Source organism: Hydrosulfovibrio ferrireducens (assembly GCF_046883345.1).
In the GTDB taxonomy this organism is placed as follows: Bacteria; Desulfobacterota; Desulfobulbia; order Desulfobulbales; family Desulfurivibrionaceae; genus Thiovibrio; species Thiovibrio ferrireducens.
This window is the reverse complement of the sequence record NZ_JALKCW010000022.1, coordinates 113500-136103: the sequence shown is the minus strand read 5'-3', so window position 1 is coordinate 136103 and position 22604 is coordinate 113500. Positions and strand designations below refer to the sequence as shown.

Here is a 22604-nt window from a genome sequence, read left to right as displayed (position 1 = left end):
TAATAAAATCTTTACGCCAAAAACAACCTAAAAAGTTGACTTTTCTACGTTTTTTGCTTGACACCCCCCTCAGATGGATTACACAGAAAGATGGGCTGTATCATACCCCAGTTATTTTCGATCGTGTACCTTTCCTTTTGCTGTGAGGAGTCTTTTTGACGGTATGGCTGTGAATCAGGGAGAAGATACCGTCCAGCTCATCAAGGACGCCGTGGACATCGCCGAGATCATCGGCGAGCATGTCTCCCTCAAGCGCGCAGGCACCAACCTCAAGGGGCTTTGCCCCTTTCATTCCGAAAAAACACCATCCTTCACCGTCAACCCGGAGCGCAAAACCTACCACTGCTTTGGTTGCGGCGAGGGGGGCGACGTCTTCAGCTTCATGATGAACTTTCACCGTCTGAGCTTTGTCGAGGCGCTGAAGGAGCTGGCCCGCAAATACCAGATCCCCCTGCCGGAAAAACCGCTGAATCCGCAGGAGCTGGAAAAAGCCCAAAAGCGCGAGGCGTTGCAGAGCGCCAATGAAAAGGCCGCCGAGCTCTTTCATCAGCTCCTGCTTTCCGACCCGACCGCGCAAAAGGCCCGCGAATATCTTGGCAAACGGGGCATCCCCGAGGAAATCACCACGGAATTCCGCCTGGGCTTTGCCCCGGACAGTTGGAATTTTCTCGTCAACACCCTGCCCAAGCAGAATATCACCATCGAAGCGGCCAAGGAGGCCGGTCTGATCGTGCCCCGGGAGAAGTCCGGCTTTTATGACCGCTTCCGCAACCGGGTCATGTTTCCCATCGTCGGCCTGACCGGCAGGGTCGTCGCCTTTGGCGGCCGCATCCTGGACGATGGCCAGCCCAAGTACATGAACTCGCCGGAATCCCCGGTTTTTGACAAAAGCCGGACCCTCTTCGGCCTCTATCAGAATCGCGAATACATCCGCCAGGCGAAAAACTGCCTGGTGGTTGAAGGCAACTTCGATCTACTCTCCTTGGCCGTGCATGGGGTGCGCAATGTGGTCGCCCCCCTGGGCACCGCCCTGACCCAAGCCCATGTCCGCTCGCTTAAAGGCTACACCGACGAAGTGATCCTGCTTTTTGACGGAGACCAGGCCGGACTCAAAGCCGCCATGCGCTCGGTCCCGCTTTTTTTGAGCGAACAGGTCACGGCCAGAATCGCCGTGCTGCCCGAGGCCCATGATCCGGACACCTTTGTCCGGGAATTTGGCCGGGAGGGGTTGCACAAACACCTGAAAAGCGCCATGCCCCTGCCGGAATTTGTTTTTGACAAGCTCGTCGCCCAATACGGCTCGAGCGTGGCGGGCAAGGCCAAGATCGTGGCGGAACTGCAGGAGTTGATCAAGGCCATCGGCGATCAACATCTCCAGCGCACCCTTTTTGTCTCGCATTTCGCCAAAAAACTGGACCTCACCCCGCAGCAGCTCCTTGCCGGGGTCATTCTCCCCCAGTCAACCGGCACCCAGGCAGCTAAACCCCTTGCCCAGGGCAAGGGCGAAGCCCAGCTCCCCATGAAACAGCGCCAGCTCCTTGAATTCCTGGTGGCCTACCCCGAGTATCTGCCCGCCTTTCTGGAGGCCGGCCTCGAGGAGATCATCATGAACCAGTTCGGCCTGGCCATTCTCCATCTGCTCAAGAGGCAGCCGGATCTCGCCGGCGGGCCGGAACAGCTCCTTGAACTTGCCACCGGCCCGGAACGGGCTTTTATTTCCCGCCTGCTCATCTCCACGCCCTCGCATGCCGAAGAGATGCGTGAGCAGATGGCCCGGGAAATGCTGAACTGGCTTTCATCTACCAGCCTGAAGGCAAAAAAGGAACGGCTCATGCGGCAAATCAAAGAGGCTCAGCACACCCAGAATGAACAGCTCCTGATGGAGCTGATGAGCAAAAAAATTCAGATGGACGAGGCCCTGCATTCATAGGGCTCGTACCCGTTTTCGACAGCTTTTGGACAGCTTTTGTATAAGTTAAAGAGGTGGGGCGAATTAACTTAGGAGGGTGAAAAAGCTATGGCGAGGCATGAGAAAGCAACCAAACAACCAGGGATAACCGCGGCCAAGGAAATGGCAAGCGTCCTGCTGGCAGACGAAGTTTTACTTGAAAGTGGGGAGGAAGAGGAAAACGGCTGGTCGGTTGAACGCCCGAATAATCTGACCGCCATTTTTGATCTGGACCTGGACACCGAGGCCGATTTGGAGGAAAGCCTGCATCCGGTGGATCAGGAGGATGACAGCCCCGGCGAAGGGCTGATCACCAAGGTCCGCGATCTTTCCGGCAACCAGTTGGATCCGGTCAAGGCATATCTCCAGGAAATGGGGTCCGTCGGCCTGCTTTCCTCGGAGGCGGAAACCGAGATCGCCAAGAAGATCGAAGACGGGGAAAAACTGATCCAGGATACCCTCCTGACCACGCCGCTGGCCATTGAATACCTGCGCGAGGTGGCGGACAAGATGCTGGCCGGGAAACGGAGCATCGCCGATATCCTGCGCGGCCTGGATGAAACAAACAACCAGGTCAATGAAGAGAAAAAGGAGCATTTCCTCTGGCAGATCAGCGAGGCGCACCGGCTCAACGAAGAGCTTTCGGCCTTCCGCCTCGACCTGCTTGACCCCGCTATAACCAAGAGCGAAGCCCAGAAGATCAGGATCCGCATCAAACGCAACACCAAGGCGATCGCCAAACTTTTCGAGCACGACCGCTTGAGCGCCAAGCATCTCTCCACCATCATCGCCCGGCTGCGCAAACAAGGGGTCAAACTTACTCCGCCAGCCCAAATCAAGGAAGATACGGTCAGGTACCCCCTCTTTCTGCAGGGCTGCATCAAAACCCATGGCATCGACCATGAATCGTTGGTTGCCTTGCTGGCCGAAATCACCGCCGGCGAAAAAGCCAGCCGCGAGTCAAAAAACGCCCTGGTGCAAGCCAATCTGCGCCTCGTGGTCAGCGTGGCGAAAAAATATGCCAACCGGGGACTGCAACTGCTCGACCTGATTCAGGAAGGCAACATCGGCCTGATGAAGGCCGTGGAAAAATTCGAGTACCGTCGGGGCTACAAATTCAGCACCTATGCCACCTGGTGGATCAGACAGGCCATCACCCGGGCCATTGCCGATCAGGGCCGCACCATCCGCATCCCGGTGCACATGATCGACACCATCAACCGCCTCCTCAAGGGCGCCAAGGATTTCCTGCGGGAAACAGGGAGGGAACCCACCCCGGAGGAAATGGCCGAACGGCTCGATATCGACCTGAGCAAGGTCAAGAACATCCTGAAGATCGCCAAGGAGCCCCTGTCGCTCGATACCCCCATCGGCAGCAGCGAGGACAGCTATCTTTCCGATTTCATCGAGGATGTGGATTCCCTCTCGCCGGACGAAGCAACCGCCATGGAAAGCCTGCGGGAGAATCTCCGCAACGTCCTGCGCACCCTCTCCCCGCGGGAAGAGCTGGTCCTGCGCATGCGCTTCGGCATCGACACCTCGGTTGACCTGACCCTGGAGGAGGTCGGCGACAACTTCGCCGTCACCCGGGAACGGATCCGCCAGATCGAAGCCAAGGCGCTGAAAAAGCTCAAACACCCCACCCGGCGCAATCTGCTCTTCGCTTTTTATAACGATTAGCCGGCGTATACGCCAAAAAAACAGGACCTCCCCTGCCGGATGTCCTGTTTTTTTGGTGCCAATACCTGACAATTAATTTACCCTGAGATCACCCTCTCCTGGATTTTCGGACGCAACCAGGACTGTAAACATTCTCCTTCTCTTCCTTGCGATCTTGCTGACATGGACACCAGACTCCAGTGGCTCACCCTCGCCTTTACCCCGGGGCTCGGCCCAACCACCCTCAAAAAACTTGTCGAACGATTCGGCTCCGCCCGGCAGATTCTCGCGGCCAGCCGCCAGGCGCTTGCGGAATGCGGTTTTTTGCGCAAAGACTCCCTTGCCGCGCTGTGCGACCAAAGGAGCGTTGCCGAGGCCGCAGCGGACAAAGAGCTTCGTCTGGCGGCAAAAGCAGGGACCACCCTGCTTTGCTGGGACAATCCGCTCTTTCCTCCTCTGCTCAAGGAAATAAACGACCCGCCGGTGATTCTCCATGTGTTGGGAAATCCGCAACTCCTCAGCAACCCGGGCATCGCCATGGTCGGAGCGCGAGCCGCCTCCTCCTACGGATTGCAGGTGGCGGAACGGCTGGCCACGGAACTGGCCCGCCTTGATCTGGTCATCACCAGCGGTTTTGCCCTGGGGATAGACACCGCCGCCCACCGGGGAGCGCTGGCGGCAGGGGGCAAGACCATCGCGGTCATGGGCTGCGGCCTGGACATCGTCTATCCCAGCCAAAACCAGAGGCTCCATGCGCAGATCGCCGCCCACGGCGCGCTCATCAGCGAGACCCCCCTGGGAACCCTGCCGGAAGGGTTTCGCTTTCCCGCCCGGAATCGGATTATCAGCGGGTTGTCGCTGGGCGTCGTGGTGGTGGAAGCCGCCCACCGGTCCGGCACCCTGATCACCGCGCACCAGGCGCTGGAGCAAGGCAGGGATGTTTTTGCCATTCCCGGCAGGATCGATTCCCCGAAAAGCGAAGGCTGCCACCGCCTGATCCAGGAAGGGGCCAAGCTTGTGCACAGCGCGGCCGACATCCTTGCGGAGCTGGCCCTGGCCGTTCCTGCCTCCCCTCCGGAAGCAAGGATGCAAGCCCCGCCCCTGCCCCCCGAAGAGGGCAAGGTCTTCTCCCTGCTTGAGGTGTACCCGCGAAACATCGAAGAGATTATCCTGGCGGCGCAACTCCCATCGCACAGGATAAGCGAGATCCTTCTTCACCTCGAACTCCAGGGGCTGGTGGCATCTTTACCGGGCAATCAGTACCAAAGGCTTGCGGAACCACATTCGTCCAGTGTATAAGGCCCCTAGAGAAAGGGACGCATCTGCGCCACCTTAACAAAAACGCACAGGACACCATGTCACAATCGCTTATCATTGTTGAATCTCCGGCCAAAGCCCGAACCTTGCAGAAATATCTCGGCAAAAACTTTACCGTCAAGGCATCGGTGGGCCATATCATCGATCTGCCGGTTACAACCCTGGGCGTTGACATCGCCAATGATTTCGCCCCCCAATACGTAACCATCCGGGGCAAGGGAAAAATCATCAGCGACCTGAAAAACGCGGCGGAAAAAGCGGACAAGATTTACCTGGCCCCTGACCCTGACCGCGAGGGGGAGGCCATTGCCCACCATATCGCCGAAATCCTGCAAGCCACGCACAAGCCCATCCACCGGGTTCTCTTCCATGAGCTCACCAAAAAAGCCATCCTCGCCGCCATCGACCAGGCAAGCGAGGTCAACCAGCAGCGCTTCGAAGCCCAGCAGACCCGCCGCATCCTGGACCGGTTGGTGGGCTATCAGATATCCCCTCTTTTGTGGGACAAAGTCCGCCGGGGCTTGAGCGCGGGAAGGGTGCAGTCCGTGGCGGTGCGCATGGTCTGTGAGCGTGAGCAGGCCATCGAGGCCTTTGTTTCGGAAGAGTACTGGTCCATCCACACCACCCTGGAAGGAAAAACCCCACCGCCCTTTATCGCCCAGCTCGACCAGGCGTATGGCAAGAAGATCGACCTCAAGAAAAACAAGATCGGCACCGACGGTGAGGCGCAGGCCATAGTCGCCGCGGTGCGGGACGCTTCTTTTCTGGTGGAGAGCCTGGAAAAGAAAAAGAAGAAACGCAACCCGAGCCCGCCCTTCATCACCAGCACCATGCAGATGGACGCCAACCGCAAGCTCCGCTTTTCCGCGAAAAAAACCATGACCCTGGCCCAGCGCCTCTATGAGGGCATTGAGTTGGGCGCCGAAGGCCCCACCGGCCTGATCACCTACATGCGGACCGACTCCACCCGGATCAGCAACGAGGCCTTGGAGGAGGCCCGGGGGTATATCACCGAGGCCTTTGGGGAACAGTTCCTCCCTGCCAAGCCGAACATCTTCAAGACCAGCAAATCCGCCCAGGATGCCCACGAAGCCATCCGGCCCACCGACGTGCGCAACACCCCGGAAAAACTCGCGCCCTTTCTGGAAAAAGACATGCTGGCCCTCTACTCCCTCATCTGGAAACGCTTTCTCGCCTGCCAGATGGCTCCGGCCGAGTATGACCAAACCACCATCACCCTGCTGGCGGCCAACGACTTTGTTTTTAAAACCGTGGGCTCCATCATGCGTTTTCAGGGCTTCATGGCCCTGTACGAAGAGGCGGTGGATGAAAGCGCTTCTCCCGGGGATGGCGCGGAGGGCGACAGTGCCGCCCTGCCGGATCTGAAAAAAGGCGATACCGTTTCTCTTCTGAGCATAGAGCCGAAACAGCATTTCACCCAGCCTCCTCCCCGCTACACGGAGGCGACTCTGGTAAAGGCCCTGGAGGAAAACGGCGTGGGCCGCCCCTCCACCTATGCCTCTATTCTTTCCACCATCCAGGAGAAGGAATACGCCCTGCTGGTCCAGCGCAAATTCATGCCCACCGACCTGGGCAAGCTGGTCAACGAACTGCTGGTCGCCCATTTTCCCGATATTCTGGACATAGAATTCACCGCCTCCATGGAGGAAAAGCTCGATGAGGTGGAGGCCGGAAACACTCAGTGGCTCAAGGTGTTGCAGGATTTTTACGGTCCGTTCAGCAAAACCCTGGAGGCAGCCAAGGAGGAGATGAAATCGATCAAGAAAACAGCCATCCCCACCGATCTGCCCTGTCCGCTCTGTGACGGGAAAATGGTGATCAAGTGGGGGAAAAACGGCGAATTTCTTGCCTGCGAGAAGTATCCGGAATGTAAACACACCCAGGATTTTACCAGAAACGACGAGGGGAAGATCGTGCCCGTTGAACGGGAACAGCCAGCCGAATCAGGCGAGATCTGTGAAAAATGCGGCAAGCCCATGGTTTTTAAAAATGGGCGCTACGGCAAGTTCCTGGCCTGCTCCGGCTATCCGGCCTGCAAGAACATCCGCGCCACCACCACCGGGGTTCCTTGCCCGGAACCAGGGTGCACCGGAGAACTCATCCAGAAGATATCCAAGCGCGGCAAGATCTTTTACAGTTGCAACCAATATCCCAAGTGCTCTTTCGCCCTCTGGGACAGACCGGTCAATGAACCGTGTCCGCAGTGCGGGTCTGCGTATCTTCTTGAGCGGGAGACGAAAAAAAGCGGCTTGCAACTGCATTGTCCGAACAAAGACTGCGGGTATACAAAGAAGATCGGCGAGGACGAGTAAGGGAAGGTTACAGATTGCCCCGAATCAAGTAGGCGGTGTAGCCGACAAGCTCATAGAGCATCCCGTAGGTATCCTCCAGGCCATCGTCGGAAGGGACGAAGCTCTCCCGGGTAATGGGAGTATTGTCCCTGGAAACTGACAACAGATCCGGGTTCAAGCCCTGCTTGCGAAAAAGCGCCGCCGCCCTCCGCATATGGTTCGCCGAGGTAATGAGCAGAATCCGCTTGATACCCTTGCTATCGCAATACGCCTTGACGCTTTTTGCCTCGGCCAGGGTGTTGTAGACCTTGCCGTGGACCGCGATCTTGTCGGGTTCAATCCCCTGCCTTCCCAGAAGATCGAGGAGGATTGCGGTCTCGTTCACCCCCTTGATGCTCACATCGCTGAGAAGCAAGGTGTCGGCCAGGCCACTTTTTACCGCCGCAGCCCCCATCAGTATCCGCGCGGAACTCTGCCCCAGTTGCTGATAGCCGGAAACATGTTTGAAGATCTCTGCTTCATTCTCCGCCGCATGCAGCACATACCAGTTGTAATCAACAATCCCTCCCAGCACCACGGCGGCATCATACCTGCTATGCCGGTCCACTGTATCCGCCACCGACCATCTGGCCATGACAACCTGTGAAGGATAAGGAATGCTGACTCCGTAGAGATAGACCAGCAGAAAAAAAAGGCCGAAGCGGGTCCGCTCCTTCTTGAGCAACAGAATCAGGCCGATAAAAAATGCCGGGAAGAGCGGGTTGAGAAAAAACCGGGCCACATCCTGGGCGGTATAAAAAGGCATAGCAACCCTCATGTATCATCAGAAAAAACGTTGCCGCGAAGGGGTGCCGATGGACGACAATTCTCGGCCCCTGAGCAGGCGGTACGCGCCGTCAAAGTCCTCTCACATATACCTGCAAAACTGTCCGATTGCCACCTGCAAAATTAAAGCTGCTTGCCAAACGGACCGATAAGGGCATATGATAAGGGATACTGTACGCAAGGACCTCAGGAGGTAACCCCATGATTTCCGGCATCCATTCGGCACTTTCCGGCCTGACCGCCATCCAGAAAAAAATCGAATCAAACGCCAATAATGTGGCCAACATCAATACGGATGGCTACAAAAAAACACGGGTAACGTTGCAGGAACAAGAAACTCAGGGCGTCGAGGCCGTGGTGCAACAGATTCAAACACCCGGGCCCATGGTGTATGAACAAACCTCCCAGGGGGAAATCCTGGTTGAAAAATCAAACGTGGAGTTGGGCGAAGAACTGCCCAGCATGATGCTCAGCCGCAGATTTTTTCAGGCCAACCTGAAAACCGTGCAGATCCAGGATGAGATGCTTGGCAGCCTGCTGGACCTTAAGAGCTGAAGGATTCCTGCCAGGTTATCCGGCCCGCCATGATGGTCAACACCGCCTTTCCCTGCAGCTCCCAACCAAGAAACGGAGAATTCCTGCTCTTGGACTGAATGGACTCCTCGGTAAAAACAAACTTCTTCTCCGGATCAATCACCGCAATATCCGCGGGCGCGCCCACGGAAAGCGTCCCGCCGGGCACTCCGAGAATCCTGGCCGGATTCACTGAAAGCAGCTCCACCATCCTCCGGGCATCGAGCTGCTTCTCCCGCACGAGCTGCAAGGTTAACGGCACCGCTGTTTCCAGGCCTATTATACCGTTGGCAGCCAGATCAAACTCCTGGTCCTTATCAAGCTCTCCGTGCGGCGCATGATCCGTGGCAATGGCGTCAAGGGTTCCGTCCCGCAAGGCCTCCCGCACTGCGGCGACATCCGCCTCGGTGCGCAGGGGAGGATTCATCTTGGCCAGGGTGTTGTAACCATCCACCGCCGTCTCGGTAAGAGTAAAATAATGCGGCGCTGTCTCCGCGCTCACAGCCACCCCTTTTTCCTTGGCCCTCCGGATCAAAGCCAAAGACTCTCGAGTGCTGACGTGGGCGATATGGATGGGCCGGCCGGTGAACTCAGCCAGGGCCAAATCACGATACACCATAATCTCTTCGGCCACATGCGGAATGCCTCGCAGGCCGAGCCGGGTGGCCAGCGCGCCATCGTTCATCGCGCCGCCCTGGCTGAGCGACAGCTCCTCGGCATGGGAAATAACCAGCAGATCGTGGTTGCCGGCATACTCAAGGGCGCGGCGCATGAGCTGGCTGTTGCCCACCGGCAACCCATCGTCGGTTACGGCAACCGCCCCGGCTTGGCGGAGTTCGCCGAACTCGGCCAGATGTTCCCCGTTGCTCCCGCTGCTGATCGCCCCCACCGGATAGACCCTGGCGAGACCCGCTTCCGCTGCCTTGGCCAGAATAAACACGGTCACGGTCTGATTGTCATTGATAGGCTTGGTGTTCGGCATGCAAGCCACCGCGGTAAAGCCCCCGGCCGCGGCAGCGCGGGTTCCGGTTTCAATGGTTTCCTTATACTCCTGCCCTGGCTCGCGCAAATGGACATGCATGTCGATCAGCCCCGGCACCACCCATTTGCCCGTCACGTCATAGACAAGGCCGTCGTGCCCGGCAAGGGATCCTGGTTGGCCCAGCGCGCGTATCCTGCCATCGACGATCAACACATCACGGATCTGATCGATTCCGTTTGCCGGATCAATCACGCGCCCATTCTTTAACAGAATACCTCCGGGCATGCTAATCGCCTCCCATTATCAGATAAATCAAAGCCATCCGCACCGCCACCCCGTTGGTAACCTGCTCCAGAATCACCGAGCGGCTGCCATCGGCAAGCTTGGGATCAAGCTCAACCCCGCGGTTTATCGGGCCGGGATGCATGATAATCGCCTCGGGCTTGGCTGCGTCGACCACCTTTTGCGAGATGCCAAAAAATCTCGCATACTCGCGCAGGGAAGGGAACAGTGGATCCTGTTGGCGCTCTTTCTGGATCCGCAGGGCCATGATCACATCCGCCCCATCAACCGCCTCCAGCACGGTGCGGCTGACCTGGGCGCCCAGATCCTTGATGCCTGGAGGGATCAGCGTCGCCGGGCCACTCACCGTTACGCTCGCCCCCATCTTGGAAAAACCGATAATATTTGAATGCGCCACCCGGCTATGGGCTATGTCGCCGATAATGGCGATCTTGAGCCCCGCGATCCCGCCCTTGGCTTCCCGGACCGTCATCAAATCGAGGAGTCCCTGGCTTGGATGTTCGTGGGTTCCGTCTCCGGCATTGATCACGGAGGCGTTGATATGGTCGGCCAGCAAACGGGCCGCCCCTGAACTGGGATGACGGAGAATAATACAATCGGGATTCATGGCCGCCAGATTGCGCGCGGTATCAATCAGGGTTTCCCCTTTCACCGTGCTGCTGCCGGAATTGGAGATGTTAAAGGTGTCCGCGCTCATGCGCTTTGCGGCAACCTCAAAGGAAAGACGGGTCCGGGTGCTTGGTTCGAAGAAAAAATTGATGATGGTCTTGCCGCGCAGGGTCGGGACTTTTTTTATGGATCGGGAAGATATTTCCTTGAACGATTCCGCCGTCTGCAAAACAACCTGAATATCTTCCGGGGAAAGATCGGCAAGCCCAAGGATATGTTTGTGGCTGAATCGGTACTCGGGGTCCATGCGATTCTTTCCGTGAAAATATCAACACAACCGGTGGAGACATCTCGCCTCAAAACATGAGGAGCAACGCCGCGTCAATTCAGAATAAAAAAAACAGAGGCCAATGGTCCAGAACTTTTTTGAAACGTGCGCCTTGAATATGGCCATTATCCGAGCTGTTGGCGAAAACAACGCATAACGAAGCGGCTACACAATATCGTGTTGTCACAGCCTAAGGAATTATTTTGCCGAGCCGATTCCATCGCACCGTAAAATTTTCACTGTCCCATGACCAGTACAACATAAAAGCCTTGCCCCGAATGGCCCTGAGATCGACAAACCCCCAAAACCGGCTGTCGTGGCTATTGTCCCGGTTATCGCCCATGACAAAGACGGAATCGGGCGGCACGGTTATCGGCGCCATGTTGTCCCGCGGAGAAGGCAGAACCTCGGTGTCCAGATTCACGGCGTTTGGCTCGACAAAAGTTTCTCCGTTGACGAACACCTTTTTACCCACAATTTCAATCCGATCGCCGGCAACGCCCACAACCCGCTTGATGAAATCCTGGGAGGGATTTTCAGGATACTTGAAAACGATGACATCATGCCTTTGGGGATCGCCCACGGCGAACCATGTCGCCCCGTTCAGCGGATTTTTAACGCCGTAGCCGAATTTGTTCACCAGGATATGATCCCCAATCAACAAAGTCGGAATCATGGAGCCGGAAGGAATCTTGAAGGCCTGCACCACAAAAGTTCTGATGAAAAATGCCAGCAGCAAGGCAATAATGATTGCCTCCGCATATTCACGCACAACAGATTTTTCCACGGTCTTGACAGGAGTTTTTTTAAACACGTTTGGTCCTCGTCTCGCAATCTGTTCATCCTGGGAATACCAGAACCGATCAGCGGCAAATCGCCGCCCGGAAGGTTCCCCAAAATAAGCGAAGACCGAAATAAATACAAGGGGCTGAATGCTTCCGGTGCAGAAACTCTCCGGATCTCGGCCCGCGAAAGGGCCAATTTTCCCCACACGCAGAAACCACCTGTAGTGGCAGCCACTTATGAAAAACACAACATATCGATATTTTTACGTTTTTCCAACCACCCCTTTCCCTGTTCTCCCATTCAACTACTCAATTTTTATGAGAAAAATCCACGATCTACCACCTACTTTATTCTTGACACCATGTTTTTTTTGTGTCTCTAATGCAACAGGGTAGATAAAATTATAATCACCAGGCGCAGTTAGAAAGTATTCCGCCCGGCAATCGATGTCGATCCGCGGAGGAGCATAGCCAGTAAATCTTGGTCACGGGGTACTCATGGGCAAGTCGGGTTTCAAAAAATTACAATTGCCATCCTTGCATATCCCTTTCCTCAAAAGGCAAACGCTTTCCATCGGTCTTGACATTGGCTCCCATGCCGTAAAGATCTGTGAACTGGCGGAAACGAGCAACGGCTATCAGCTCGTGGCCCTGGGCAGCGCCCTGCTCCCCCCGGATTCTCTTGAAGACGGCGCTTTGCAGGATCCCGCAGCCGTGGGCAAGGTCATTACTTCCTTGATCAACAACCTGAAAATCAAAAACAAAAAGGTCGCCATCTCCATTTCAGGCTACTCCGTCATCGTCAAAAAAATAAATCTGGCGGTAATGACTGAAGAGGAACTTGAAAAACACATCGAATCCGAGGCTGAACAATACATCCCGTTCGATATAGAAGATGTGTACCTGGATTTTCAGGATCTGAAAACAAACACCGCCACAGAGTCCCGCACGGATGTCATGCTGGTTGCCGCCAAACGGGACGTGGTCGACGGATATCTCAACATGCTTCGGGCGGCCGGCCTTCAGCCGGTGGTCGTTGACGTGGATGCCTTTGCTCTGGAAAACGCCTTTGAAGCAAATTTCGGCATGACGGACAATGTCGCCCTGGTGGATATCGGCGCCTCGAAAATGAACATCAATATCATCTCCCATGGCTCTTCAATTCTGGCCCGCGACGTTGTCCTCGGCAGCCGGCAGTTGACCGAACAGATTGAAAATCTTTTCGGCATCGGTTTCGCGGAGGCCGAAGCCCTCAAAACCGGAGAGACCCTCGCCAAGGATAAGCAGGCGGAACTTGAAGTCTTGTTTGCGAATACCTGCAGTCAGTGGGTGACAGAGGTAAAACGCGCCATTGACTTTTATTATTCCAATCATCCGGACGAAACGATCTCGAAAATCGTCCTCAGCGGCGGCGGCGCAAAAATACAGGGCCTAACGGAATTCTTTGAAAAAGAGACGGATATCCCGGTTGAAATTTTCAACCCTTTCAAGCAAGCGGCGGTGGATAGCAGGGTTATTGATCCCTCCTATCTGAAAAGTATTGCTCCGGAAATGACCCTTGCTGCCGGCCTGGCAACAAGACCGGTGGAGGTGTAGCCATGATCCGCATCAACCTCCTGCCGATCAGGCAACTGAAAAAAAGAGCGCGTCTGAAAACAGAGCTTTTGGGCTTTTCCGCCGTCCTCGCCTTGGTGTTGCTCGTCCTCGTTGTCGGCTGGCTTGCCCTGGCGGGAAAGATTTCCAATCTGAAGGATGAGATGGTTGCGCTTGAGAAAAAAAAGCAGTCATACCAGCCCATTATAAAACAGATCGAAACCCTGAAAAAAGAAAAACAATTGGTCGAGCAAAAACTGGATTCCATCAAAACACTTCGGGCCGGCGCCAAGGTTACGGTACGCGTCCTCGACGAAGTGGCCTCCCGCACTCCGACAAGCCGCATGTGGTTGAACTCACTGCAGCAATCCGCCGGACGCTTGCAGTTGCAAGGCATTGCCCTGGATAACGAAACCATTGCCCAGTACATGCAGCAGTTGGAAGCCTCGGAGTATTTTGAAAAAACCGAATTGACCAGTTCCGCTCAGACGGACGTTGCCAAGCAAAAACTGAAATCTTTTGCTCTTACGATAAATGTTATCGTACCGAACAGTTAACACCTTTGGCGGGAGAAGCCATGGCGCTTGACATACAAAAAATCCAGGCGAGTCTTGAGAAGTTTCTCGACAGCAAGGTAAGCCGGCTTGAGATGAAGCAGAAGATGCTGATTGCCGGGGCGGCATGTATTCTGCCGTGCGTGGCTTTCTTTTTTCTCGCCTATTCCCCGAAAAACGCCGAAATAAAGAGACTTGAAACACAAAAGGCCGGGATCGAAACGGAAATTCGAAAGGTTGAAAAAATTGTCAGCGACCTTGACAAACACAAAACGGAAATGGCGGAAGTTGAAAAACAATTTGCCGAAGCATCCCTGCTGCTTCCCGATCAAAAAGAAATCCCTTCTCTCTTGGCCACCATTTCCGGGCAGGCCACCATTTCCGGCCTGGATGTTCTCTCCTTCAAACCGCTTGCGGAAAAACCGCAGCAATTTTACGCGGAAATTCCGGTGGATATCGCGGTGCAGGGCTCATATCACAATGTGGGTATTTTTCTTGACAAGATCAGCAAACTCCCGCGTGTTGTCTCCGTGAACAACATCAAGATGGACACCCCAAAGCAGATGGGCGGAGAAATGATCCTCAATTCAACCTTTCAGCTTGTTACTTATCGCTTTCTCGATCCCGCTGAAATTGAGGCAAACACAAAGAACGATGTGAAAAAGAAGAAATAGCAGGTCAACGGTAAGGAATTACAAGGGTGCGAGTGTTGACAGTTCCATTCGGCGAGAACCTCTTCCCATGACGAACAGCATGAACTCAAAAAATATTTTCCTTGCGGTTGCCCTCATTGCAAGCGTGTACTGTGCGGGCGCGTGTAACCCAGCGTATGCTCAACCGGAATCCCTCCCTCCGGAAACAGCCGCCACGGATCCTAATCAAGCCTTGGAATCTGCCCTTGCCAGCGGCCAGGCGCTCCCCTTTATTTATAACCGTGAAAGGCCGGACCCATTTTTTCCTTTTCTCACCCAGGAAATCATGAAAGCAGAGGCCAAGGCCAAGGCGGAATTGACGGGAACCCAAAAATATGAGCCAGCCCAGTTAACCCTGGTCGCCATTGTTTCAGGCAAACGCGGACTATTGGCCATGGTGCAGGACTCCTCCGGCATTGGCTATGTGCTCCGCAAGGGCACGAAGATCGGAGAAAATGGCGAAGTTGTACAAATAGCCCACGACAAGGTAATCATCGAGCAGTCGCTGAAAACCGTGACCGGTGAACGCACATCCCGCAAAATTGAGATGACCTTAAGCAAAGAGGGAGAAAAATAATGACACCCGTTATTACCCGCCTGAAATGTATCTCTGCCGGGCTGATGATATTCTGTTTTCTTGTGACCGGGACAACTTTTGCCCAAAAGAGCGGTTCCCAGACAAAGGCATCCTACACAATATCAGGTATCACCCTCGAGCAGACCGCCGATGGTCTGCAACTGGTCGTCCAAGGCGCGACGCCACCCACCTACACCATGTACGAGCTCTTCGATCCCCTACGGATCGTGCTGGACATTGCCGACGCCAGACTCCTTGATTCCACGGCAATTCCGGTAAATCTGCCGCAGGGTCCGGTACAGGAAATTAAAAATATCGCCTTGACCGATCAAGACCCGGCCATAGCCCGCCTGGAGATATACCTCTCGGACGATCCGGCCTATACCATCGAAAGAAAGGGGAACAATATTGTCGTCAGTTTTGCCAAGACAATGCCCCTGCCCGCTCACCTCGAACAGACGGCAACCGAACCGGAACAGCAGCCAGCACCCGCAATAAATCCGCAATCTCGTCCGGCATCAATGCTTGAGGACATTGAAATTGACACCACCAACCCGGCTGAAACCCGCGTCTTCATCAAAACCAACGGACCAGTCAATGATTTCCAGAAGGCCCACCTTGTGAAGAGAGGCGCCCTGCCGGCCAGAATGTATATTGACATCGCCAATGTTGTGCTCCCTGGGAGAATGCTGCAGCACACGGTTGGAACGGCCTTGGGAAAAATCCGCGCGGCGCAGCGCAATTCAGCGGTTCGCATCGTTTTTGATTCCGGGTTGAAAGAGCTGTTCACCTATGAGCTGGAAAATAGGCCCGACGGCTTGCTGGTGAAGATCGTCGAGCCTTCTGCGCCCATGACCGCGCCCGTCGTGGCGGGCATCATGAAGCACAGTGCACCGCCAAAAACAACCGAAGCTCGACAACCTGAAGCAATAATGCTTCCCGCACAGCCTGAACCTGCTCCTTCCCTTTCCGCCGCAGAGCTTGCTCCTCCGGAAACTTCGGCAGCCTCTGCCCCTGCGGCTCCTCTCCAGGAGGCCATCGCCCCGGAGTTGATCGTTCCTAAGTTCACCAGCACAGCAAAAGCCAAACCAAAATCCGTTGCCGGCAAACCGTCTCCGGAAAACAAAACAGCCAAGGGGGGTGCCTCCGGTCCATCCCAGAAGGCCTCGGAGAAAACCGCCAAGGCGGACTCGTTTGCTTTCGCTGGATATGAAAAACAGAAAATCACCGTGGACTTCTTTAAAATCGATCTCCACAATGTATTCCGGCTGTTCGGTGAAATAAGCGGCCAGAATATTGTTGTTGATGAAGGGGTCAGCGGCACACTGACTCTTGCGCTCAACGATATCCCTTGGGATTTTGCCTTGGACATCATCCTCAATCTCAAGGAATTGCAAAAAGAGGAGCGGTTCAACACCATTGTCATCTCGCCCAAAACCAAACAATTCCAATGGCCCAAAGCCGCCACTGAAGCAGTTTCCATCAAGGGGGGCGAAAGGATTGAGGCCATCTCGGTAAAGCAGCGCCTCGAGACGCCCAAAGGGGTTGTCGAAGCAAAAACCCTCATTCAGCAAGCTACTGCCGCCGAAAAAAACGGCCAACCCGAAAAGGCCTTGGCTCTTTACGAAGCAGCCTTCGCCAACTGGCCTGAAAATGCCCAACTGGCAAGCCGCATCGCCTCGCTCTGCCTTACTCAGCTCGGGCTGAACGCCAAGGCCGTGCACTATGCCAAGGCAACCCTGACCCTTGAGCCAGCCAACGCGGAAGCAGCGCTGCAGGCGGCCATTGGCTCGGCCAACATGAAAAAAACCGAAGCGGCAAAAACATACTTTGACTTGGCAATCAGCGGAGATACGCCCTCAAGCGAAGCGCTGATCAGTTACGCTTCCTTTGCCGAAGAATACCAAAGTTACAATGGCGCCCTGGCCCTGCTGGACAGACATGAAGCCCTGTTCGGCGATACCCTTGACACCCTGGTGGCCAAGGCCCGCATTCTTGACAAACTGGGACATTCCGCCCAAGCGGTTGCGGCATACAATGCTATCCTGCTTTCCGGTTATGCGGTGCCGGAAGACTTGCGCCAGTTCATCAAAGGAAGAGTTGCCGCGGCAAATTAGGACTCTGGTTGATGTGATGGGCTCGCACACGAAAACGATGACACAGGTCCGTGACGGAATTCAAAAAGTTACAGAGCGGCCACTGTTGCAAACGCGGTTTTTTTGCGATTTCAACAAATTTCTTTCACCTCTAAAAAGTAGAAAGACTGCCATTATGAAAAAGAAAACTCGAAATGCTCTCGCCTTGTTTGTCACTGCAGCGATCTCCCTGCTGCTCATTTCCGCTTGCGCACCTGCCGCCAAAACCGAGGCAACGCAAGATCCGCTGGCGGCAAAGACGTCAATCGCCGGGAAACAGTCTAAAACCCTGGAATCCGGCCAGTTGCCGGTCCGCTACCAGAATCCGGCGTATATGCTGGGAGAAACTTCTACCCAGAATATTGGAACCGGGGGCGCGGAAGGCCTTACCATCCCGGTTGGCGCCGATATTTCCTCCAATACCGGTCCCGTGGCCTTGCGGGACATCATGAAACGGTTGGCTGCCCTGAAGGGTATGAATATCAGTTGGGCCAGCGATGTTGACCAGATGGCCATGGTGGATGTGGATATCCGGGCAGAGGATGATTTTTTCAGGTCACTGGAAAATATCCTCAGACAAAAGGATTATTTCCACGAGGTTCAGGGCAATACCATTGTGGTAATGTACCGGGAAACCCGGAAATTCCATGTGGCCATGCCGTTCATGAAATCCACCTATAATACCGGAGTCGGCGGGGATGTCCTGGGAGGCGGTGCAACTACAAGCGGCCTGAAAGGCAATATCCAGTTGACGAGCGAGAAAAACGATTTTGATATTTGGGCCAATATCAGTGGCAATCTTGATCAAATACTTGGGATATGGGAAGAGACCGTCACCACCCCCTCTTCTGAAGCCGCCCCTGCGGGAGACACCGCAGCGCAGCCCCCCACCCCCGCCAAGCAGACACGCACGACGAACAAGCGCAATGTCCAGGCAGGAAAAGGCTATTACAGCATCGACAAACCCATCGGGTTGATCACCGTGACCGCCCCGAGGCCTCTCGTCGAGAAGATCGCCGTCTATCTCGATAATCTGAAAACAGAACTCTACCGCCAAATCTCCATTGAAGCGAAAATTGTCGAGGTTTCTATCGATAACACCGAGAACCGAGGCATCGACTGGACCAATTTCCTTACCGGAAAAAATGTCGATTTCACCCTGTTTGGTCCCAACGGCATCATCTACGATGCCGCCGCAGCCAACAGCGGCGGCCGGGTAGTGAGCAAGATAGGAGTTCCCACTGGCACCACCGGCAATCCCTTCTCCCTTGCCCTGAACTTTCTCGACACCCAGGGGGATACCACCGTGCTGGCCAATCCGAAACTGAGCATTATGAACGGCCAGCCGGGTCTCATCACCGCAGGCGACAGTGTCAAATATATCGATAAGGTTGAATCCAGGGTCGATGGCACCACCGGGGCGGTTACCTACACCGTTACAACGGCAACCCTCATGTCCGGCATCGGCATGTCGGTCATCGGCACCATCATGGACAACGATGAGATTATCCTCACCCTGACCCCGGTCACCTCAAAGCTTGAAGGTAATGAAGTTGAGTATATAAACGGTTGGGGTGGCGTGATCGGTGTCCCCAGAATTAAGCTGCGGGAAATGAATACCACTGTCCGCATCAAAAGCGGGCAGGTGGTGGTCGTGGGCGGTCTTATTGATAATGCGGAATCGGGCATCGGCAGCAATAAAGTGCCTTTCCTTGGCGACATTCCTATTCTTGGCAATCTTTTCTCCAAGTCTTACAAATCCACCAAGAAAAGCGAGCTGGTCATCATGCTCCAGCCCAAAATTCTTTGATTCTCAATCGCCCTTTGCTCCACAAAAAAAGCCCGGCAATCGCCGGGCTTTTTCTTTCTCAACTTTCCACTGCGTCTATTGCTGTTCCGCCGCCTTCTGCCTTTTTGAATTTTCATACAGAGCATGAAAATTAATCGGCTCCATAAGGAAGGGGATAAATCCGCCGTCCACCGAAACCTGGCTGATTATCTGCCGGGTAAACGGAAAGAGCAAGGCAGCGCATTCCACCGACAGCACCGGTTGCATGTGCTCCTCGGGAATATTTTTCAGCAAAAACACCCCGGCATGCTCGATCTCAATGATAAAAAGGGTTTTCTCACTCTGGCTGTTGGTCACCTTGGCGGTGATGGACAGGGTGACCTCATAATGGTCTTCCGTCTCCAGCTTCCGGTGCTTCAAGCCCAGGTTCACATCAACCTTGGGTTCGCCTTTGGCAAGAAAAACATCCGGAGCCTCGGGGTTTTCAAAGGATAAATCCTTGAGGTACATCTTCTGCAACCGGAAAATAGGTGGTTGCGGGGCTTGAGCGTCCTCTTTATTCTCTTCCGCCATGATTCGCAATTCCTTGTCTGAGTTTCTCTATGGCAAGCGCCATGGTTCAACCTGCTTATTGTACCGCACTCCATTCTTTATAATGAAATATGCCGAAACTTCAACGGGTCTTTTCAATTTTCCGCCGAATCGCCTGACGCTCCCTTCGGTAATTGGGTTGAGGATTCGCGCATTACTCGCCTAATTCCTTCCTGACAAAATCTTCTTGAGAAACTGACCGGTGTACGATTCCGTGACCCGGGCCACCTCTTCCGGAGTGCCTTGGGCGACAATGGCGCCGCCTTGATCCCCGCCCTCGGGGCCCAGATCGATGAGATGATCGGCGGTTTTGATCACATCGAGATTGTGCTCGATGATCACCACGGTATTGCCGCTCTCCACCAGCCGGTTCAGCACATGGAGCAGATGCTGAATGTCCGCCGGATGGAGCCCGGTTGTCGGTTCATCCATGATGTACAGGGTCCTGCCGGTGCTGCGTTTGCTCAACTCCTTGGCCAGCTTTATCCGCTGGGCTTCGCCGCCGGAAAGGGTCACCGAAGACTGGCCCAGGGCAAGATAGGACAGCCCCACCTCCAGCAAGGTTTGCAGCTTGCCCTTGATCTGGGGAACCTTGGCGAAAAAGTCCAGGGCCTCCTCCACGTTCATGGCCAAAATCTCGGCGATATTCTTGCCCCGATAGGCTATATCCAGGGTGTCTTGATTGTAGCGTTTACCGCCGCAGGCCTCGCAGGTCACATAGATGTCCGGCAAAAAATGCATGGCGATCTTGATCACCCCTTCGCCCTCGCATGCCTCGCACCTCCCTCCCTTCAGGTTAAAACTGAAACGGCCCGGCTGATAGCCTCTGGCCCGCGCCTCGGGCAACCGGGCCAGAAGTTCGCGCACCGGAGTAAGCAATCCGGTATAGGTGGCGGGATTGGAGCGGGGTGTGCGACCGATGGGGCTCTGATCGATGTCGATGACCTTGTCGATCTGCTCCAGACCCTCAAAGGCACACCCTTTGCCGGATTGTCCCGGTCCGTGCGCCAGATAATTCACCGCCCCCTTGAACAGGGTCTCAATCACCAATGAACTTTTGCCGGAACCGGAAACCCCGGTAACGCAGGTCATCAAGCCAAGAGGAATACGAACATCGATCTTTTGCAGGTTGTTGGCCGTGGCCTGCCGGAGGCTGAGCCATCCTTTTTTCGCGGCGGGCCGGCGCCGCTTTTTGGGGATCGGGATGGACAACCGGCCGGAAAGATAGCCGCCGGTAATGGATGCTTTATGGCGCAACAGCCCAGCCACCTCGCCGTTGTAGACCACCTCCCCGCCATGCACCCCGGCGCCTGGGCCCATGTCCAGCACATGATCCGCCGCCCGGATGGTGTCCTCGTCGTGCTCCACCACCAACACGGTATTGCCCAGATCCCGCAGCCGGGTCAGGGTGTTGATCAGCCGGGCATTGTCCCGCTGGTGCAGCCCGATGCTGGGCTCATCGAGGATGTACAAAACCCCGGCCAGCCGCGAGCCGATCTGCGAGGCGAGCCGGATTCGCTGGGCCTCGCCGCCGGAGAGGGTTGCCGCCTTGCGGGCCAGCGAGATGTAGCCCAACCCCACATCGTGCAAAAAGGTGAGCCGGTCCATGATCTCTTTCAAAATCCGCTCGGCAATGAACAGCTCCTGATCCGTCCAGGCAAGGGCTGGCAAGATTTCCATGAGCCCCCCGATACTCTGGCTGGTCAGGCCGTGGATATTCCACGCCCCGATCCGGACGGCCAACGCCTCGGGCCTGAGCCGCGCTCCATGACAGGCCGGGCACTCCTGCTCGTTCATGTACTGTTCCAGCTCCTCCCGCACCGAGCCAGAGCCTGTTTCCAGATACCGCCGCGCCAACTGCGGGAGAATCCCCCCGAATGGCTTGCGGTGGGTATGGATGCGCCGAAAACGCACATAGTCGAAGACAACATCCTCAAACCCGCTCCCGTGGAGAATAACCTCCCTGGCCCGCTCGGGCAGCTCGGCAAACGGGGTGTCCAGCGAAAAGCCGTATTGCCGGGCCAGCCCAGCCATGAGTTCTTGCGTATAAGTGGAGGGGGAGTTGGACTGCCAGGGAAGGATGGCGCCCTGGTTGAGGCTGAGCTTGGGGTTGGGCACCACCAGCTCCGGATCGAAAAACTGCTTCACCCCCAGGCCGCCGCATTCCGGGCAGGCGCCCTTGGGGTTGTTGAAGGAAAAGAGTTGGGTGGACAGTTCCGGCAAACTCTTGCCGCAGCGGACGCAGGCGGCATGTTCGCTGTACAGCGTCTCCTGCCCGGTTTCCGGCAACTGCACCAGCAAAAAGCCCTGGCCCAACTGCACGGTGGTGGCCACGGAATCGGAGAGCCGCCTGGCCACCGAGGGCTTGATCACCAGCCGGTCCACAACCGCCTGGATGGTGTGGCGCTTGTTCTTTTCCAGGATAATTTCTTCACCAAGATCGCGGATCTCCCCGTCGATCCGCGCCCGGACATAGCCCTCTCGCCGGAGCTTCTGCAGCACCGCCTGGTGCTCGCCCTTCTTTCCGTCCAGCAGCGGGGCCAGCAGCACGATCTTCGTCCCCTCCGCAAGGGCGAGCAGGCTTGCCACCATGTCCTGCACGGACTGGGGCCTGATCTCCTCGCCGCACTCCGGACAATAGGGCCTGCCCACCCGGGCAAAGAGCAAGCGCAGGTGATCGTAAATCTCGGTGATGGTCCCCACCGTGGAGCGGGGGTTCCGGCTGGTGGTCCGCTGCTCGATGGAAACCGCCGGGCTCAACCCCTCCAGCGAATCCACCTCGGGCTTTTCCATCTGCCCCAGAAACTGCCGGGCATAGGTGGAAAGCGATTCCACATAGCGGCGCTGCCCCTCGGCATAGAGGGTGTCAAAGGCCAGCGAGGACTTGCCCGAACCGCTCAAGCCGGTGAAAACCACCAGCCGGTTGCGGGGCAGATCCACGCTGATATTTTTTAAGTTGTGCATCCGGGCGCCCCGGATGCTGATGTATTTTGGTTCCATGGAACACCACTTGGCAGTTCACAACGAAAGGG

At 55.7% G+C, this 22604-nt stretch carries 17 protein-coding genes; 11 read left to right on the top strand and 6 right to left on the bottom strand.

Translation table 11 applies throughout. From position 1 onward, the window contains the following. Nucleotides 1-163: 163 nt before the first annotated feature. From dnaG to topA, 4 genes are all read left to right on the top strand, one after another. Nucleotides 164-1930, top strand: a complete 1767-nt coding sequence (gene dnaG, locus MWR57_RS10805; RefSeq protein WP_423124826.1) for a DNA primase — start codon at nt 164-166, stop codon at nt 1928-1930. Between the two features lie 87 nt (nt 1931-2017). Beyond that, complete coding sequence (gene rpoD, locus MWR57_RS10800) at nt 2018-3628, top strand: RNA polymerase sigma factor RpoD (protein WP_423124825.1); 1611 nt, start codon at nt 2018-2020, stop codon at nt 3626-3628. A 162-nt stretch (nt 3629-3790) separates the two neighbouring features. After that, nucleotides 3791-4906, top strand: coding sequence for a DNA-processing protein DprA (dprA, locus tag MWR57_RS10795; protein ID WP_423124824.1), 1116 nt, complete (start codon nt 3791-3793; stop codon nt 4904-4906). Nucleotides 4907-4962: 56 nt separating this feature from the next. Next, complete coding sequence (gene topA / locus MWR57_RS10790; RefSeq protein WP_423124823.1) at nt 4963-7257, top strand: type I DNA topoisomerase; 2295 nt, start codon at nt 4963-4965, stop codon at nt 7255-7257. Nucleotides 7258-7264: 7 nt separating this feature from the next. Here the strand turns inward: topA and MWR57_RS10785 are convergent, their stop codons facing one another. After that, complete coding sequence (locus MWR57_RS10785) at nt 7265-8041, bottom strand: YdcF family protein (RefSeq protein WP_423124822.1); 777 nt, start codon at nt 8039-8041, stop codon at nt 7265-7267. A 221-nt stretch (nt 8042-8262) separates the two neighbouring features. Between MWR57_RS10785 and MWR57_RS10780 the strand changes: the two genes are divergently transcribed. After that, entirely contained in the window at nt 8263-8616 is a 354-nt protein-coding gene (locus MWR57_RS10780) for a flagellar basal body rod C-terminal domain-containing protein (protein ID WP_423124821.1), read from the top strand. On the opposite strand, the gene MWR57_RS10775 is transcribed toward MWR57_RS10780, so the two are convergent. The 3 genes from MWR57_RS10775 to lepB form a co-directional block, all read right to left on the bottom strand. Continuing rightward, nucleotides 8606-9901 carry a dihydroorotase gene (locus tag MWR57_RS10775; protein ID WP_423124820.1) on the bottom strand — a complete coding sequence of 432 codons (1296 nt, stop codon included), beginning with the start codon at nt 9899-9901 and terminating at the stop codon, nt 8606-8608. The two genes, MWR57_RS10780 and MWR57_RS10775, sit on opposite strands and share 11 nt — an antisense overlap. A 1-nt stretch (nt 9902) precedes the next feature. Continuing rightward, on the bottom strand, nt 9903-10835 hold the full coding sequence (locus tag MWR57_RS10770) for an aspartate carbamoyltransferase catalytic subunit (protein WP_423124819.1): 933 nt from the start codon (nt 10833-10835) through the stop codon (nt 9903-9905). Nucleotides 10836-11046: 211 nt separating this feature from the next. Then, the gene (gene lepB / locus MWR57_RS10765) at nt 11047-11847 is read right to left on the bottom strand and encodes a signal peptidase I (RefSeq protein WP_423124818.1); all 801 of its coding nucleotides are present in this window, start codon (nt 11845-11847) and stop codon (nt 11047-11049) included. A 292-nt stretch (nt 11848-12139) separates the two neighbouring features. Between lepB and pilM the strand changes: the two genes are divergently transcribed. From pilM to mshL, 6 genes are all read left to right on the top strand, one after another. Next, complete coding sequence (pilM, locus tag MWR57_RS10760) at nt 12140-13237, top strand: type IV pilus biogenesis protein PilM (RefSeq protein ID WP_423124817.1); 1098 nt, start codon at nt 12140-12142, stop codon at nt 13235-13237. Between the two features lie 2 nt (nt 13238-13239). Beyond that, complete coding sequence (locus MWR57_RS10755) at nt 13240-13791, top strand: PilN domain-containing protein (protein ID WP_423124816.1); 552 nt, start codon at nt 13240-13242, stop codon at nt 13789-13791. 20 nt (nt 13792-13811) lie between these two features. Beyond that, nucleotides 13812-14462, top strand: a complete 651-nt coding sequence (locus MWR57_RS10750) for a type IV pilus inner membrane component PilO (RefSeq protein ID WP_423124815.1) — start codon at nt 13812-13814, stop codon at nt 14460-14462. 67 nt (nt 14463-14529) lie between these two features. Continuing rightward, entirely contained in the window at nt 14530-15057 is a 528-nt protein-coding gene (locus MWR57_RS10745; RefSeq protein ID WP_423124814.1) for a pilus assembly protein PilP, read from the top strand. Then, nucleotides 15057-17174, top strand: coding sequence for an AMIN domain-containing protein (locus MWR57_RS10740; protein WP_423124813.1), 2118 nt, complete (start codon nt 15057-15059; stop codon nt 17172-17174). The genes MWR57_RS10745 and MWR57_RS10740 overlap by 1 nt, the downstream gene beginning before the upstream one ends. Before the next feature lie 154 nt (nt 17175-17328). Beyond that, nucleotides 17329-19002: a pilus (MSHA type) biogenesis protein MshL gene (gene mshL, locus MWR57_RS10735; protein ID WP_423124812.1), complete on the top strand. Its 1674-nt coding sequence runs from the start codon at nt 17329-17331 to the stop codon at nt 19000-19002. A 75-nt stretch (nt 19003-19077) separates the two neighbouring features. Here mshL and secB read toward each other — a convergent pair whose 3' ends face one another. Then, the gene (secB, locus tag MWR57_RS10730) at nt 19078-19554 is read right to left on the bottom strand and encodes a protein-export chaperone SecB (RefSeq protein WP_423124811.1); all 477 of its coding nucleotides are present in this window, start codon (nt 19552-19554) and stop codon (nt 19078-19080) included. Nucleotides 19555-19734: 180 nt separating this feature from the next. After that, entirely contained in the window at nt 19735-22572 is a 2838-nt protein-coding gene (gene uvrA / locus MWR57_RS10725) for an excinuclease ABC subunit UvrA (protein ID WP_423124810.1), read from the bottom strand. Nucleotides 22573-22604 lie beyond the last annotated feature (32 nt).